Source organism: Perlucidibaca sp., assembly GCF_057084925.1.
Genome location: NZ_JBXMRC010000031.1, coordinates 148,508 through 165,046, shown reverse-complemented (window position 1 = coordinate 165,046; position 16,539 = coordinate 148,508). Strand labels below are relative to the sequence as shown.

Annotated in this window: 16 protein-coding genes and 1 pseudogene; 10 read left to right on the top strand and 7 right to left on the bottom strand. The window is 54.8% G+C overall.

Annotated elements, in window-relative coordinates:
- Positions 1-104: 104 nt before the first annotated feature.
- Positions 105-764 carry a TetR/AcrR family transcriptional regulator gene (locus AC14IB_RS10720; RefSeq protein WP_484231858.1) on the top strand — a complete coding sequence of 220 codons (660 nt, stop codon included), beginning with the start codon at positions 105-107 and terminating at the stop codon, positions 762-764.
- Here AC14IB_RS10720 and AC14IB_RS10715 read toward each other — a convergent pair.
- The 4 genes from AC14IB_RS10715 to AC14IB_RS10700 are packed head-to-tail and all read right to left on the bottom strand — an operon-like array spanning position 741 to position 5,329.
- Complete coding sequence (locus AC14IB_RS10715) at positions 741-1,859, bottom strand: hydrolase (protein WP_484231857.1); 1,119 nt, start codon at positions 1,857-1,859, stop codon at positions 741-743. The two genes, AC14IB_RS10720 and AC14IB_RS10715, sit on opposite strands and share 24 nt — an antisense overlap.
- Positions 1,846-2,487, bottom strand: coding sequence for a 16S rRNA (guanine(966)-N(2))-methyltransferase RsmD (gene rsmD, locus AC14IB_RS10710; protein ID WP_484231856.1), 642 nt, complete (start codon positions 2,485-2,487; stop codon positions 1,846-1,848). Before rsmD ends, AC14IB_RS10715 begins: the two co-directional genes overlap by 14 nt.
- Complete coding sequence (locus tag AC14IB_RS10705) at positions 2,484-3,926, bottom strand: M16 family metallopeptidase (protein WP_484231855.1); 1,443 nt, start codon at positions 3,924-3,926, stop codon at positions 2,484-2,486. The genes rsmD and AC14IB_RS10705 overlap by 4 nt, the downstream gene beginning before the upstream one ends.
- Before the next feature lie 17 nt (positions 3,927-3,943).
- Positions 3,944-5,329 (bottom strand): M16 family metallopeptidase, encoded by a 1,386-nt coding sequence (locus tag AC14IB_RS10700; protein WP_484231854.1) that lies wholly within the window; start codon positions 5,327-5,329, stop codon positions 3,944-3,946.
- Positions 5,330-5,455: 126 nt separating this feature from the next.
- On the opposite strand from AC14IB_RS10700, the pseudogene ftsY reads away from it, so the two are divergent.
- The 6 genes and pseudogenes from ftsY to thiS form a co-directional block, all read left to right on the top strand.
- Positions 5,456-6,376: pseudogene (ftsY, locus tag AC14IB_RS10695) on the top strand (signal recognition particle-docking protein FtsY); the annotation flags it as partial.
- 30 nt (positions 6,377-6,406) lie between these two features.
- Complete coding sequence (gene ftsE, locus AC14IB_RS10690) at positions 6,407-7,078, top strand: cell division ATP-binding protein FtsE (protein WP_068857866.1); 672 nt, start codon at positions 6,407-6,409, stop codon at positions 7,076-7,078.
- The gene (gene ftsX, locus AC14IB_RS10685; RefSeq protein ID WP_484231853.1) at positions 7,075-8,043 is read left to right on the top strand and encodes a permease-like cell division protein FtsX; all 969 of its coding nucleotides are present in this window, start codon (positions 7,075-7,077) and stop codon (positions 8,041-8,043) included. Before ftsE ends, ftsX begins: the two co-directional genes overlap by 4 nt.
- Before the next feature lie 134 nt (positions 8,044-8,177).
- Positions 8,178-9,038 (top strand): RNA polymerase sigma factor RpoH, encoded by an 861-nt coding sequence (gene rpoH / locus AC14IB_RS10680; protein ID WP_068857864.1) that lies wholly within the window; start codon positions 8,178-8,180, stop codon positions 9,036-9,038.
- Positions 9,039-9,105: 67 nt separating this feature from the next.
- Complete coding sequence (locus AC14IB_RS10675) at positions 9,106-9,489, top strand: DUF423 domain-containing protein (protein ID WP_484231852.1); 384 nt, start codon at positions 9,106-9,108, stop codon at positions 9,487-9,489.
- Between the two features lies 1 nt (position 9,490).
- Positions 9,491-9,691, top strand: coding sequence for a sulfur carrier protein ThiS (thiS, locus tag AC14IB_RS10670; protein WP_484231851.1), 201 nt, complete (start codon positions 9,491-9,493; stop codon positions 9,689-9,691).
- A 27-nt stretch (positions 9,692-9,718) separates the two neighbouring features.
- Here the strand turns inward: thiS and AC14IB_RS10665 are convergent, their stop codons facing one another.
- The gene (locus AC14IB_RS10665; protein ID WP_484231850.1) at positions 9,719-11,917 is read right to left on the bottom strand and encodes a hypothetical protein; all 2,199 of its coding nucleotides are present in this window, start codon (positions 11,915-11,917) and stop codon (positions 9,719-9,721) included.
- 115 nt (positions 11,918-12,032) lie between these two features.
- Here AC14IB_RS10665 and AC14IB_RS10660 point away from each other — a divergent pair, with 115 nt between their 5' ends.
- On the top strand, positions 12,033-13,457 hold the full coding sequence (locus AC14IB_RS10660; protein ID WP_484231849.1) for a hypothetical protein: 1,425 nt from the start codon (positions 12,033-12,035) through the stop codon (positions 13,455-13,457).
- 96 nt (positions 13,458-13,553) lie between these two features.
- On the opposite strand, the gene AC14IB_RS10655 is transcribed toward AC14IB_RS10660, so the two are convergent.
- Entirely contained in the window at positions 13,554-14,618 is a 1,065-nt protein-coding gene (locus AC14IB_RS10655; RefSeq protein WP_484231848.1) for a hypothetical protein, read from the bottom strand.
- 288 nt (positions 14,619-14,906) lie between these two features.
- Between AC14IB_RS10655 and AC14IB_RS10650 the strand changes: the two genes are divergently transcribed.
- The gene (locus AC14IB_RS10650) at positions 14,907-15,269 is read left to right on the top strand and encodes a hypothetical protein (RefSeq protein ID WP_484231847.1); all 363 of its coding nucleotides are present in this window, start codon (positions 14,907-14,909) and stop codon (positions 15,267-15,269) included.
- A gap of 60 nt (positions 15,270-15,329) precedes the next feature.
- Positions 15,330-16,124, top strand: a complete 795-nt coding sequence (locus AC14IB_RS10645; RefSeq protein ID WP_484231846.1) for a thiazole synthase — start codon at positions 15,330-15,332, stop codon at positions 16,122-16,124.
- 10 nt (positions 16,125-16,134) lie between these two features.
- Here the strand turns inward: AC14IB_RS10645 and AC14IB_RS10640 are convergent, their stop codons facing one another.
- Complete coding sequence (locus tag AC14IB_RS10640) at positions 16,135-16,527, bottom strand: VOC family protein (RefSeq protein ID WP_484231845.1); 393 nt, start codon at positions 16,525-16,527, stop codon at positions 16,135-16,137.
- Positions 16,528-16,539: the final 12 nt, after the last annotated feature.

The following is a 16,539-nucleotide window of genomic DNA, read 5'->3' as shown; positions in this document are numbered from 1 at the left end:
AATTCCTGTGCTACCAAAAGGGTAAACACCTTGTGCGGCGTTTTTAGAGCATTTACTCTAGGCTGTCAATTCAGTGGCCCCGACCCTCAGGACATCCCAACTCTGTGAAAACGCGTGATCGCATCCTGTTAAAAAGTCTTGAGCTGTTCAATGAGCAGGGCGAGCGGCTCATTACCACCAACCATTTGGCGGCTGCCTTGGGCATGAGCCCAGGTAATTTGTATTACCACTTCCCCAACAAAGACGCGATTATCTTTGAGCTGTTTCAGCAATATGCCGACCAGATGCAGTCTACGCTGCACCTACCTAGCGATAGGCCGCTAACGCAGCTCGATAAAGTGCAACTGTTTGAACACATCCTCGATTGCCTATGGCGTTATCGCTTTTTACATCGCGACATGACGCACCTGATCACCGACAACGCGGAACTACGCGAACACTACCGTGAGTTTGCCAAGCGCATGCTCAGCAGCGTGCATTTGCTCTATACGCTGCAGATCAACTCTGGCCTGCTTGAAGCCACCGAGGAAGAAATTGGTGCGCTGCTCGTCAACATCTGGATCATTGCCACCAGCTGGGTCAACTTCCTCAGCACCACGGGCTTCTTCGGCTTTCAGGAACCGCTGACGCAAGCCATGTTGCGTCAGGGGATTTATCAAGTCATTTGCTTGGAAGCGCCTTACTTACGCGGCGAAGCAAGAGAAGGCTTGGTTGAGCTTAAGACTCGTTACGGCCAAGCCTTAAGCATTAACAGCATGACGTAAGCGCGACACTTTCTCGCCCTGCGCCCGAGGGGAAAGCACTTTCGGCACCTGAAAACTCTCGGCTTGTCGCTGCAAAAACTCAGGAATACGGCGCTCTAGATAAAACTGCGGTTCACGCCAGTGCTCACCGGCCTCAATAAATCCAACATGACCACCGCATGGGGCAATTTCCAGATACACCGAGGGCGATAACTCACGCGCCGTGGGAAAACATTCTGGGGTTAAAAACGGATCATCTACCGCTTGCAACAACAGCGTGGGGACGTTGATTTTTGCTAGGCTCTGGCGAGGGCTGCACCGCTGATAATAGTCCTCGCCATTTTTAAAACCATGCAGTCCAGCGACCAAAACATCATCAAAGTGACGGAACGACGTGAATGGCCCTTCAGCCAGGCACTCACGGATGTGCACAGCCACTTCTTCATCCCCTCGTTGCGCAAGATGATCCGCTTTACGCACCCAGGACTGCTGTAACAAGCCCAGTAAATGTTTGCGATACACTCGCGAGAAACCTTGGTCCAACCGATCCGCGCAAGCGCCGAGCAAAAGCGGAACTGAGACGGTACTGGCCGCAAACACATTCGGCGGCGTGCTCTCTTGCGCCAGGTAATTCAACGAAATAGCGCCACCAAGGGAGTAACCAACCAAGCCCAAGGGCACATCGGGATAACGCTCATACAGCGCCGTCATAATGTCGGCGAGATCATCATGCGCACCCGCATGATAGGCACGTGGGGTATCGTTGGGCTCACCCGTGGCTCCCCGACAATTGATCGCGACACTGGCCCAGCCCAAAGCCTCCAAACTACGCTGCAGCCCCACAACGTAGTGAGAGCCGCTGCACCCACTCAATCCATGCACAATGGCAATTAACGGCTTACCACTGCCTATCCACGCTTTCGGCAATCGCCAATCCAAATAAATCCAATCGCCATCTCTCAGCGCGACCCGCTCGCGCACCCTGGGTAGCGGTTCTACACGGCGGAACAGGGAAGGATACAGCGTTTGTAAATGCGCATTGTGTAGCCACCAGGCCGGCTTGAAAGGACTACGATTGATACCGGGGGTGAAGATTTCCTGATCAGAGCGTGTCATGTTCTAGCTCAATAACGTCTTGGATTTGTAGGGCATCGCAACGAAATAAAAACGCATTAACTAAGCCCGCTTTGGTCTGGCGATGCAGCTGAAGTGCTGTCGGCAAATTCAGCTCAGTCAACGCCAACTCGGTTTCAACATACACCCAGCGCGTCTGCGTTAACCAGCCTTTCTGCGCTATACGCTGCAAAATGTCATTTACTAATCCCAAATGGAACGGGGGGTCGAGAAAAATCAGCCCGTACCCCCCCGCTGGCGCTTGGGCATCTTGCAGCCAGCGCAGGCTATCGACACACAAAATTTGGCAGGATGCCGCCTCCAACTTAGCGGCCTGCTCGCGTAAACAGGCCGCCTGCTGTAGGTCGCGCTCCAACAGCGTTAGGCTGGCTGCGCCTCGCGATAACGCCTCAAAGCCCATCGCTCCGCTACCCGCAAAAACATCCAGCACATGCTGGCCCGCGAGCGCTAATTGCAGCCAGTTAAACACGGTTTCACGAACACGATCCGGCGTCGGGCGCAGGCCGGGCAAATCCAGAAATTGAATTTTCCGACTCCGCCAAACACCGCCGATGATGCGCAGATCGCGTCGGCCGGTCTTAGCGGCGGCGGACGTTTTTGCTCGTGTCATCGCGCACCCTGAGTTGCCGAAGACGGGCGCTTTTGACCCGCCGTAATCACGATCATGCGATCCGGGTGGATGCGACGCTTCAAGGCATCACGAACCTGTTCGGGTGTTACCGCAGACAGCTGTTCCACGTACTGCGACAAGTACTCTGGTGGCAGCTGGTAAAAGCCCATCATGCCGAGATAGCTGGCAATGGCATCAGTGCGCACTAAGCTGCGCGGGAAGGCTTGCGTCAGCTGCGCCACCGCATTCGCGACCGCCGCTGCATCCGGCCCCTGGCGCACAAAGTCGCGAAGTATCTGCTGCGTGAGCGCCAGCGCAGCCTCGGCTTGATCAGCACGCGTGGCGAAGCTGATTTGGAATGGCCCAGGTACACGCATCGGCACAAATTGACTGCTGACACTGTAGGTTAACCCCCGCTTCTCGCGCAGCTCTCGCGTCAGCACACTGCCAAACCCACTACCACCAAGAATTTCATTCGCGACGATTAAGGGGAAGAAATCCGCATCCAAACGGCTAAGACCGAGCTCGCCCAGCAACACATACGTCTGTTGTGATGGCATTTCTATGTGTTCGCGCTGACTCCGCTTGACGGCCTTGGGCAGCGGCAACGGTTCTGCGGCGGCCCCCGGCAACAGCGCAACACTGATCTCTCGCGCTATGCGTTCGGCATTCATGCGATCGATGTCGCCGACTAAAACCAGTACGGCATTTTCCACCGTGTAAAAGCGGGCATGGAAGGCTTTGATATCTTTTGTTTTGATGCTCTGCACGCTAGTGGCAAATCCAGCCAGTGGATTGGCATAGGGGTGGCTGCCATACAACGCTTGATAAAATGCTAAGCCGGCTCGCCCCGAAGGCGACTGCAGACGCTGACGCTGGCCAATACGCAGAGATTCCTGCAAGCGCAGCCAGGCCTCTTCGCTAAACGCAGGCTGACTGGCCATTTCAGCAAACAAGGCCAGGGCCTGATCGCGATACTCGGGCTGACTCAGCGTGCGCAGTTGCAGCAAGGCCATGTCGCGGTATGACGACGCAGAAAACTCCGCACCCACGCGCTCAAACCCTTCGGCAACAGCTTGGGCCGAACGCCGCGTCGTACCTTCATCCATCAGGCTGGACACAGCGGATGCAAGGCCGGACATATCACCGTCACGAGCTGCACCGGCATCAAAGACCAAGCGCGTATCCAGCAACGGAATTTGGTCATTCGGCCAGAATAAAACGCGTAAACCTTCTGCCGTTTGCCATTGCTGAACGGGGATATTCAGGCTCAAACGTTGACTACGGGCTTGCTCCAACGCCGCTGCGCTCGATAAGCGCTGCAATGCGGTGAGCGGGCCATCTGGCGTGCTGCTGTGATCGGCACTGGCCTGAATGCCCGTCACGGTCACCAGCGCCACAAATCCCACAGCCATACGCCACAATGATCGTTGTTTCATGCTGCTGCCAACCTTAATCACGGTGTCACCCCAACTGGCTGGGTCGGTGCGGGCGAGTTCGGCGTATACAAAAACAACGTCGCCAATCGCTCGGGTTGTAAATAGCGCCTAGCCACTTCACGAATCGTTTTGGGCGTAATGGCTTTTAGTCGCGCCGGCAACTCGTCGTCCCAGGTTAACGGCAAGCCCAGCGCATCGAGACGGCCAAGTTGCTGAGCACGATCATCCAGCTCGTCACGGCCATAGACCGCTTGCGCACGCACATTCGCCATAACCTTGGCCAGCTCGTCGACACTCACTTCCTCATCGCGTAAGGCATAAACCGATTTCAGGATCGCCTCGCGTAAGGCGGTTAAAGACTGGCCCGCTGCAGGCACGGCCGTAATGATTAACTGCGTATCGCCGCGGGCTAACACGTCATAACCCGACCGTATCGCCGCAGCCTGATTAGTGCGCACCACGTCACGCTCCAAGCGCGCACTGATGCCGCCGTCGAGCACCCCCGATAGCAGCTGCAAGGCATAAGCATCTTGGGGGTCGCGCGCACTCGCCAAACTGGGCAAATTAAAGCCTATATACAAAGAGGGCACCTGCCCCGGCAAGGTCAGACTGAGGCTGCGCTCACCCGGACTGTCGAGCTCACGAATTAACGCGCGGCGAGGGATGCTGACTAACGGTAGTGGAGCAAAATAACGCTCCACTAATTCGCGCACCTGAGCCACGGTGACATCACCCACAACAATCAGCGTGGCATTGGCTGGCGCATACCAGCGCTGATACCACGCTCGCGCGTCTTCCACGGTCAAACGCTCTAAGTCACGCATCCAGCCAATGGTGGGATTTCGCTCGGGGCTGGAGAGCAAAGACAGTGCTTGAAAACGTTCCATCGCCAGTGCCTGGGGATTATCGTCGGTACGCAAGCGACGCTCTTCCATAACAACTTTGAGCTCGCGAGCAAACTCCTCCGCATCGAACGTCAGGCCCATCATGCGATCCGCTTCCAACTCCAATGCAAGCGGCAATCTATCGGCCAGATGTTGCTGAAAATAGACGGTGAAATTGTCATTGGTGTAGGCGTTATCATCGCCACCGGCATAGGCGACCAATCGCGAGAACTCACCCACAGGCACTTTCACCGTGCCTTTAAACATCATGTGCTCCAACACATGCGACAAGCCCGTTAGTCCCGGCGGTTCGTCTGATGAGCCCACTCGATACCAGACCTGCGTCAGCACCACGGGCGCGCGATGGTCTTCTTGCACAATGACGCGCAGGCCATTGGCCAAGTTAAAGCTGACCGGCGCAATCGCTGCCGAAGCCAACGATGCCATGATGAACAGCGGCAAGATCAATACCGTTCTGATCGCCACACCCATGGGAATTCGCTGAACTAGCCGCCGCATAAGACATCACCGCATTAGGAAAACGGGTGGTAGCATAGCGCATCCCGAGCTTGTCGCACTGCAACAAGCTGGCACAGGTTGGACACCCAAATGAGTACAGACCAGACCGCCTCTCACGAGGCTGGCGGCTTCCTTAGTCGCATGAAAAGCGGGCTCTCCAAAACCCGCAAAAGCTTTAGCCAAGGCATGGCGACGCTACTGATCGGCGCCAAAGAAATTGATGATGAGCTGCTGGAGGACATTGAGACTCAGCTGCTCGTTGCCGACGTTGGCATCGATGCCACGAAACGCGTCGTGGATGCGTTGACCGAGCGCGTCTCGCGCAATGAGCTACTGCATTCGCATGCGCTCTACGATGCCCTGAAAAAAGAATTAGCCGAATTACTCGCGCCCCGACAACAGCCTTTGGTCATTCCCAAAGCCGCCACCCCGTTTGTGATTTTAGTGGTGGGCGTCAATGGCGTTGGTAAAACCACGACCATCGGTAAACTGGCTAAGCGTCTGCAGCGTGAAGGTAAGTCCGTCATGCTCGCTGCTGGTGACACGTTTCGTGCTGCTGCGGTCGAACAGCTGCAAGTCTGGGGTGAGCGCAATAATGTTCCGGTAATTGCTCAAGGTAGTGGCGCTGACTCCGCGTCGGTCCTGTTCGATGCCCTGCAAAGCGCGCAAGCCAAGGGCATTGATGTGCTGATTGCTGACACCGCCGGCCGTCTGCATAACAAAAGCCATCTGATGGATGAGCTGAGCAAGGTCGTGCGTGTACTGCAAAAGCTGGATGCCAATGCTCCGCATGAAACGCTACTCGTGGTTGATGCCGGCACTGGCCAAAATGCGCTGAACCAGGTGCAAGACTTCGACCAAGCCGTCAAACTCAGCGGCCTGGTCATTACCAAACTGGATGGCACGGCCAAAGGTGGCGTGCTGTTTAATATTGCTAGCCGAACCCACCTCCCCATTCGCTATGTGGGTGTGGGTGAAGGTGTTGATGACCTGCGGCCTTTTGTGGCTGCCGAATTTGTTGAGGCGCTGTTCGACGAAACGCGTTAAGCGTCGTCGCCGCCCGTTGGAGATCGTTAGATGATCCGTTTTGAATCTGTCAGCAAGCGTTATGCACCGCAATTCGATGCGCTGCGTGAGCTGAGCTTTGAGTTACCGACCGGCGAAATGGCCTTCCTCACCGGCCATTCAGGCGCAGGCAAATCGACGCTGCTTAAGCTCATTATGCTGATCGAGCGCGCCAGCAGCGGACGCGTCATCGTGAACGATCGCGACCACAGCCAGCTTAAGGGCAATCAAATTGCGCTGGCGCGGCGCGACATTGGCATGATCTACCAAGATCACAACCTGCTCGACGATCGCTCGGTTTATGACAACGTGGCGCTGCCGCTAATCATTGCCGGCATGCAACCGCGAGACATCCCTAATCGCGTATACGCCGCACTCGATCTGGTCGGCCTCAAGCATCGCGCAAAATCGCAGCCCTTTGAGCTTTCCGGTGGTGAGCAACAGCGTGTCGGTATCGCCCGCGCCGTGGTCAGCAAACCCGCCGTTATTCTTGCCGACGAACCCACCGGCAACCTCGACCCGCAGTTAGCCGTGGAAGTGATGAATATTTTTGAAGAGCTGTCGCGCGTGGGCGTTAGCATTCTGGTTGCCACACATGATTTGTCCCTGATTGCCCGCTTCCGCCATCGTCTTTTGACCTTGAAGGCCGGTCAGCTGGTCGCCGATACTGGAGCCTCCGTATGAATCAGCCCATTGCTGCTCGCGGTGCTGAGAAACAAACCAGCACCTTTTCATCTCGCGCCACTCATTGGCTGCAACACCATCAGCGCGAAGCCAAAGATAGTTTTGGCCGCCTCGCCCAATCGCCGCTTTCCACGTTGATGACCGTGCTGGTCATGACCATCTCGTTGACCCTGCCCCTGGGTTTAGGCAAGTTACTGGATGACGCCAGCAGTGCAGCCAGTGGCTGGGATGGCGAAGCCAGGCTGTCGATTTATCTGAAGGAAGAGACGCCCGCGGAAGTACAAGCCAGCGTACTGGCACGCGCCCAAGCACTGCCCGGCATTCGCTCGGCGCGCATTATTTCGTCCGATGGGGCTTTAGAAGAGTTCAAGCAGCAGTCGGGTTACGGTCCCGCATTAGATCAGCTCGGCTACAACCCCTTACCCGCCGTGCTCGAAGTGTTTCCGAAGAATGATGCCAGCTCCAGCGAAATGACCACACTGCGGGATCAGTTGGCTCAATGGCCAGAAGTCGCTTTGGCAGAAGTAGACATCGCCTGGGTACAGCGTCTTCAATCCATGCTTGAGTTGGGTCAACGCCTGCTTTGGGCCGTTGGCGGCGCCCTGCTCCTCGGCGGATTGTTGGTAGTGGGCAACACCATTCGCCTGAGCATTGAATCCCGCCGCGATGAAATTCGTGTCATTTCCTTGCTTGGCGGTACCCATGGCTTTGTACGTCGCCCCTTTATCTATATGGGTGTCTGGTGCGGTTTAAGCGCGGGGGTGCTTACCCTCATTGCGGTCAGTAGCTTTACCGCATGGCTCAATGTGCCCGTGACGCAAATGGCCAGCCTCTACAGCAGCAACTTTAGCTTGAGCTACCCCTCTTTTGGCACAAGCTTGGCAGTATTGGCCGGATCGAGCTTCTTAGGTTGGTTGGGTGCCTGGATGGCGGTTGGCCGTCATTTGCGCGAATTAGAGTCCTAATTGCGCTAGACCTTGTCCTGCACGTCAACCGAGCCGCTGCTCGCTCGTCATCTTGCAGGGCAGCATATCGATGCTATTATCTACGGTCGTGATAAACCCAGTGTATGGCTATAGGCCATTGGAGGCGTAAAAAGATGAGTGACTGCAAGCACTTGCAGCCCATCGCAGTGACAGTGCCGGGAGTCAATCTCGGTTCGTATATCCAGTCTGTTAGCCGCGTGGCGGTCTTAACGGCTGATGAAGAGCGCGCGCTTGCCGAGCGTCTACACTTTCACGATGACCTCGATGCTGCACGCCAACTCGTGCTGGCTCACCTGCGTTTTGTCGTTCATATCGCCAAGAGTTATGCCGGTTACGGTCTACCCCAAGCCGACTTAATTCAAGAAGGTAATATCGGCCTGATGAAAGCCGTAAAGCGCTTCGACCCGACCATGGGCGTTCGCTTGGTGTCGTTTGCGGTGCACTGGATCAAAGCCGAAATTCACGAATACGTCATCAAAAATTGGCGCATCGTGAAAGTGGCCACCACGAAGGCGCAACGCAAGCTGTTCTTTAATCTGCGCAGCATGAAAAAATCGTCGCGTGGCTTAACTCAAGCTGAAGCTGCTGCTATCGCCGAAGACCTGAACGTCTCCATGCGTGATGTCTTCGAAATGGAAGGCCGCCTGCTGTCTCACGATACAGCGCTCGAAGGCAGCCTGGATGACGATGATGAAAAAGCGGCGAAAGCCCCGATTCATTATCTCGAAGATCACCGTTACGATCCGGCATTGCTGGTTGAGGCCGACGATACCGAGAGCCGCAACACCGATAACCTGATGGCCGCGATTCACGCGCTCGATACCCGCAGTCAGGCCATTCTGGCTCGACGCTGGCTCAGCGAAGAGAAGGCCACCTTGCATGAGTTAGCGGATGAGTTTGGCGTGTCCGCCGAGCGTATTCGTCAGCTCGAAAAAAATGCCATGGATAAAGTCAGAGCAGCCCTGACGGCCTAATCTGTTCCATCCTTCCCAATTAGGCCCGCCACCGTTGCGGGTCTTTTTATGTGCCGGAGAAACCGCCATGAACTGGCTAGCACTTGCCGCACTGAATATGGCCTTAGCCGTAATGACCGGTGCTTTTGGCGCCCATGCGCTGAAAGCGCGCCTGTCCACTGAGGCCTTAGGCTGGTGGCATACCGCGGTGTCTTATCAGATGTGGCATGCCTTGGGCTTAGTCGCGCTGGGCGTGCTGCTGCGCATGAGTAGCGTAGCCCCGGCGTTGCCCGTCGCAGGCATTCAAACCAGCGCGATACTGTTACAGCTGGGCATTATCATCTTCTCCGGCAGCCTGTACGCCATGGCGCTGGGCGCACCCCGTTGGTTTGGCGCCATTACCCCGATAGGCGGGCTCGCCTTTATCGCGGGCTGGTTATGGCTGGCCTACAGCCTCATGCGGAGTGCGTAAGATGAATATTCGCTTAAATGGAGAGCCCACGGAAGTCGCTGAAGGCTGCACGCTCGCTGAGCTTGTGGCCGCCCAAGGACTGGTCGGCAAGCGCATCGCCATTGAACGCAACGGGGAGATAGTGCCGCGCAGCTTGCATGCACAATGTCTCTGCGCACCAAACGATAACATCGAGATTGTGCATGCGATTGGTGGGGGCTAAGTCAGACCTTGACCGCCCCCGTTTTGCTTAGCGATTTACAATTCGTTCCCACATTTGTAGGTAGGCTTCAGCCGAGTTGTACAGGGCGTCTAGGGCTTCCTGACCACCTTCCAACCGAACTTCCTCTACGTAATCAGCCACCATGCCGTAGTGGGCCGTGCCCACCTCATCAATGTGCCAACTTTTGCCACTTTCAGGTACGGTTTGCAGCTTCACCGAAATGGGCTTAATGCCCGCTTTGGCGTAGCGATCACCCCAGTCTGGGCCACTAAAGAGCGTAAAGGGGTACTTCACGGGCTTGCTACCTGCACCACGCGGCGGCGCACGATCGGCAATGCCATTTGCATCCATGCCATAGCCCACTGCCATGGGTTTGTTGGCCGGCCAAATAGGCTTGAGCTTGTTCATAAACTCAACATGCCCCTTGCCATTGGGCTTAAACGGGTAAATCAATCCGCCGTTATCGAGAATCTCCTTGGCCTGCGCCAGACTGATACCCCCGTGACCACCGTGCGCTGAAATCATCGGATAAGACGGTGTCTGCGCCTTAGCCATGTCTAACATTTTCTGTTTGATGGAGATTTCAGCGTGATCGATGTCGATGATGAATTTTTTCTTCATCAGCTGCTGCATCGCGTACTCACCCAGATCGGTCATGCCACGGGCGTTGCACTGACGACGATCGGGCGGATAAATGGGCGCGGGGCCTTGTAGCAAGCCAATCACCGTCTGACTCAAGGGGTCACTACCCGTACCCGGCACGGCGGTGGTCATAATTGCGCCAGCAGGATAGAAGTACTTAGCTCCTTCGCCGGTATCCGCGCAGTCATAGGTTTTCCAAAACTGGTTGGTGCCAACAAAGCCAACCAAATTCAGGGTATCGCCATTAAAAATACCGGTGCCCCCCAGCGCGCTATTCACATCGTGATAGGGATAAAGCTCTCGCACACCAAGGTTCCAAACCTCTTCAATCTGGCGATCAATGCTTTCCTTTGTACAGCCCCGAGTCTCACCACCGAGCGGATTGAACTTGACGGTGCAGTCAAACAAATTGGCAAACTCTAACCCTGCCACCACGGCCAGTTTGCCTTCGTTAATGACCTCTCGGGCCATTTTCGGACTGGTCACAATACGGAACCAGCCTTTGCCCGGCCCGCCTTCTTGGGCATCCACATAGTTCTGCAAGTCGAACAGGTATTTCACCTGCTTAATACCCAGACTCATGTCGTTGCAATCGGCATCGGGGCGCAAAACCGCAAGACGCCCAACTTCACACAAGGCCGCAATGTTAGTGCCTTCCGACACCATGATTCGCATACCAGCCTTCCATGCACGTTCGACCCACTTGTAGTACATCGCTTGATGCAACTGCGAGTCATACGCCGGCCAAGCAACGAACCCCGGCCAACCACCTGTTTCGTGCGTGGTCAATGGCTTTAGATCAAGCACTAAAGCCTCTGGATCACGAATGCCATTGGGACCATGCCAATCTTCACAGTTGTCCATGGCATGGGGCACGCCAAAGCGATGGAACATTTGCCCGTACATAACGCCGCCAGCCGATGGCCCAACTAACTGACTACCGTCGGACATTTCATGCCCCATGGCCATGTGGGTATGCACTTCAGCAAAGCCGATCACGGGTTTATCAACACCCTGACCACGATAGGTCTCACCGACAATGTCATCGCTAATTTCGGGATAAGGCTTGCAGCCCGTGGCGCCAACAAAATTAAAAATGGTCGGCGCAGCCGCTAAGGAAAGCGCGCCATTCGTTCCAGCGGCTAAAAATTGCCCCGCACTGCTCAGACTCAAGGTGTATTGACCCGGCTTAACGGTAGCCAATGTCCAGTTGGCCGCATCGCTGGCTCGCGCTACAGCACTAATCTGCCCCGACTGGCCCGATAGCATCTGGCTGGAGGTATCAAAAAGCAGGTACTGAGCCAGCGCTGTGGGCTTTAGATAAAACAACGCGGCTTTTGCCGACGTGGCATTGGCCGTCCACGCATTACCAGACTGCCCAACAAAGCCCGAGCCGCCCTGCGGTTGCAAGCGGTAGCAACCATTAGCTAAATCAAATTTGGTGAGAGGTGCAGCGCGTACAGAAGGGCTAGGGGATTTATCTGAGTCGTCCGAGTCTGAAGACCATGGACCACAGGCGCTAAGACTGAATACCGACAAAAAAAGGGCAAGGCGCAAGCGAGCTTGCGTAGTGTAGGTCTGCATGCGTGTTCTCCCGCATTTCACCAAAATATCTCGGCCGAAAAATCATCGGCCAAAAAGAGTTGAACGAAACTAATACAAATGTAGGATTGCGTCCAATAAAAACGAGAGGCATGAAATGACCCATCTGGTAAAAAAAGCCCTTTTAGCCGCTGGGCTGTCTCTATTCGCTGGGCCTGTTTTCGCTCACTCCTTTGGTCGCCTCTACACGCTTCCGGTGCCGTTCTGGCTTTATCTTTATGCAGCGGCAGCGACGCTGCTGATCTCATTTTTGGTCATCGGCTTGCTCGCCACCCAAGCCCGCCCAAGTGCGCTACCCAGTTACCCAGCCGCTTGGCTGACGCAGCTGAGCAAGCGCTTGCGGCCCGGGTTGAGCACCCTCAGTGTCGGGCTTTTATTGCTGTGCATCGTCACTGGCATCTGGGGTGTGCAAGACCCCTATCGCAATTTCAACATGACGTTTTTCTGGATCATCTTTGTTTTAGGTATCGCTTATCTGAGCGCCTTCTTGGGCAATTTTTATGAGGTACTAAATCCCTGGCGTGTCATTAGCCTAGGATTTGGACGCTTCATGGAGGGTCGCTGGCAGTACCCACGCTGGCTCAGTTACTGGCCAGCCCTACTGTTGTTTCAGGGCTTTATTTGGATTGAGCTGTTCAGCTTGACTCGCCCAGAAGCCTTAGCCAAATACTTACTCATCTATTCGGCGATAACGTTGACAGGCATGGCCTGCTTTGGCCGCGATGTCTGGCTCCGGTATGGCGAGTTTTTTTCTGTCTTTTTACGCTTGCTCGCGCTTGCATCCCCACTGTATTACACCGCTAATCAAGGCGTGCGCTGGCGTTTACCGTTTTCTGGCTTACAGCAAGTACGCGCAGAGCACTTGAGTCTGGTCGTGTTCATTCTCTTCATGCTTTCTGCAACTGCGTTTGATGGTCTGCGCGGGACCGTGCCCTGGTATCGCTTATTTTGGACCGACCCCTACGGATTGATATATGCCTGGATAGGCAAACCGCCCATTCACGCATTTGTTGAGCTAAGACCGTTCTATCTCGCCTACGAAACCCTGTGCCTATTCATTTCGCCGTGGCTTTATTTGCTGGTTTTTACCGTCTTTGTTTGGTTTGGCCGATTGCTGACCGGCAGTAAAACACCGTTGTTAAGGCTCCTCGGCGACTTTGGTTTTTCACTGATTCCCATCGCATTGGTGTATCACATTACGCACTACTACACGCTGCTGCTGTCGCAAGGCGTCAAGATCGTCAGCTTATTGTCGGACCCTTTCGGCTGGGGCTGGGACCTGTTTGGAACCGCTCAGCTCTGGCGCGCACCCATCCTGCCCGACATGGGCACTGTCTGGCATACGCAAGTTGCGCTGATCTTGATTGGACATGTGGTGAGTGTTTACTTGGCGCATCAGCAGGCGCTGCGCAGCTTTGGCTCGGCGCGTGCGGCCATGATCAGCCAAATACCTATGTTGGTACTTATGGTGTTGTTCACCACGTCCGGCCTTTGGATTTTAGCGCAGCCGATTCAGGGCTAATTCGACTACCAAAGAATACAGTGGCAATCGCGTGGTTTGCAGTAAGCCTGATCTCTCGTTACTGAGAGACCACGGCTTACTGGATTCACTCAACGCTTACTTTGCCAGACCCATCAGCCCGCCTAACAAACCGCCCAGCAGGCCATCAAGCACGGGGCCGAGCACCGGAATTTGCACCAAGACTGGGCCAAGAATCGGTGTCTTTGCTTCCGTGCTACCACCGCCCAAACCAGCCAACGGATTGCTAGGCTTTGAAGGCGCGGTCACCACCGGCTTAGGTGCAACGGCGGGCGCCTGTGCTGCCAGAGCAGCGCCATAGAAGGGCACATTCGATAAGAACGACTTAACGAATAGCTGGCCTTCATCCAGCGCTTTAATACCGTTCTCAATTTCGAGAGACGTTTGTCCGTTTTCCATGCCGCCTAAGACACCGTTAAGCAAGGCAATGAGCGGTTCTAATGCCTGATCTTTCGTGTTCACCAAGGCATTCACCAGCTGAGTGAGCGGGCTTAAAGGACCACCATCAACGGCAGTCAGCTCATCCAATGGCTTGGTCAGCGGTGACAGCAGGCCAGTCTGAGGACTGAGCAAGCCTTTCAGCAACTCTTGAACGGGGCTAAGCACACTGCCACCCAGCAAGTTTCCTGTTAAGTCCGTCACCGAGGAAATCAAGCCCGACTTGTTAGCCTGTACATACGTTCCATTCAGCAACGGGACTAAGCCGCTGGAAATTTGCTGGGAGGTCATGCCGTTATTCAGGCCGGTTAAAATAATGTTCAGGGTAAACGTCAGAGGCTGCAGATCTTCGCTTTTTTCGTCGTTAATGAGCTCTTGCAGAAAGACGGTAAGCTCACAAAAATTCGCACCATCCAGTGCTACGACGTTATCAATCGCTGTCGTCAACGCCGCCAAAGTTTGCTTTTGAGGGTCAACCAGGGTCAGCACAAGGGCAGACAATTCTTTTGCGACAGGTTTTTGCGCAAAGACTTCAACCATTTGGGCCGGGGTCATGCTTTCTGAGTTGCAAATCGCTACCTTGGGGGCTGTGGGTGGCGTAGTCGTTTCACCACTGGTTTCGTCCCCGCCGCTATTACAGCCTGCTAAAAGCAATGTAGCTGACAGTAATAAAATCGCCTGTTTTTGTGAGGTTTGCATATTCATAGTTAAACTCCGTGGGTTATTGGCTTCGACCGCAATAAAACCATCGGAAAACTATTCATACCGTTTCATTAATGTTTATAAGCGCGAAACAAATCAGGCCTTCGAGCCACACTGTAGTAATTTGTAAAATATTAATGGCTTTTACTTTCAGTGGCTTATGATTTTTCTCGCACAAAGCTTAGGCGTACAAACGGGAATTTAAGGCCATATCCACGCCATTTGGATACGAAATTTAATAAAGACGCCTTATCGCCCTAGCCAGCAGGTATAACTCACCAGAAAATCTATATGACGCAACATGCTGAATTGTTTAATTACATTTCTTCACATAAAAAAACAAAGATTTTCCCTAACAACGGAACGCCGGTCTTTCTCATTCGTTTACCATCTTCATATAAATTTACAAGCCACCAACTTGTGAGTGACACGACCTCTTCACTTCAATTGCCGCAACAGGTATGCCACGTGAATGACGACATCCCCAGCGCAAGCTCATCCGAGACGCCACAGCTTGAAGAGCTGCTAGCACTGAATTACCGCCTGCAAGAAGAAATTGCACTGTTACGCTCAAAGCTCTCTATTGCCCAATTAGCGGCAGATTTTTACTTCAACGAAGCCAATTTAGAGGCTGCAAAACGGCAAGTATCCTAGCTGCGAGCGGGCTGTCCTCGTACAATCGTCCGCATACGCTACTTGCCCGAGCCCTGCCCCATGTCCCATCCAATGACTGATGCTTTTGTTCTTGCCGGCCGAACCTTTCATTCCCGCCTGCTGGTCGGCACCGGCAAATACAAAGACATGAACGAAACGCGTGACGCCATTGCTGCGAGCGGCGCAGAAATTGTCACTGTGGCTGTACGACGCACCAATATTGGCCAGACTAAAGGCGAGCCAAATTTACTCGATGTCATCTCGCCTGATCGCTACACCATTTTGCCGAATACCGCGGGCTGCTATACCGCCGACGAGGCCGTGCGCACCTGCCGCCTCGCGCGCGAACTGCTCGACGACCATAAGCTGGTCAAGCTGGAAGTGTTGGGTGACCAAAAAACGCTGTATCCGAACATGCCAGAGACCCTGAAGGCGGCTGAAACGCTGGTCAACGAAGGCTTCGAGGTGATGGTCTATTGCAACGATGACCCAATTGCCGCGCGCTTGTTCGCGCAGATGGGCTGCGTGGCGGTCATGCCCCTGGGCTCGCTCATTGGCTCCGGCCTAGGCATCGTCAATCCCTACAACCTGCGCATCATTTTAGAAGAGGCCACGGTGCCGGTACTCATTGATGCCGGCGTGGGCACAGCGTCCGATGCTGCCGTGGCAATGGAATTAGGGGCCGCGGGCGTGCTCATGAACACGGCTATTGCTGCTGCCGGCAAGCCAATTCTGATGGCATCGGCGATGCGCAAAGCCGTGGAAGCCGGACGCCAGGCCTATCTTGCTGGACGCATGCCGCGCAAACTCTACGCCACAGCATCCAGCCCGATTGACGGTGTCGCGTTCCGTTAGGAGCGACGACTTAGCTGGGACGATACAGAGCGCACAGTTTGTGGCCATCAGGGTCACGCACATAGGACAAATACAGCTCGCCCAAACTGCTGCTGCGTAAGCCGGGTGGCGATTCGATGGAGGTGCCGCCATGAGCGACCGCGACATCGTGAAACGCCTGCACTTGCTCTGGGGAACTGCATTTGAAACCGATTGTTGCCCCGTTAGCGGCCGTTGCTGGCTCGCCATTGATCGGCTCGGTCACGCAGAAAGTGTTGCCATCGTGGCGATAAAACAGGCGAACATGGCCTGAGTTAGCCAAATTACGCACGGGCGCGCTGGCGCCGAGTAAGCCTAAAACGGCATCGTAAAAGCGCTGAGAGCGCTCGATGTCATTTGAACCCACCATGATGTGATTAAACATTGTGTCTCTCCC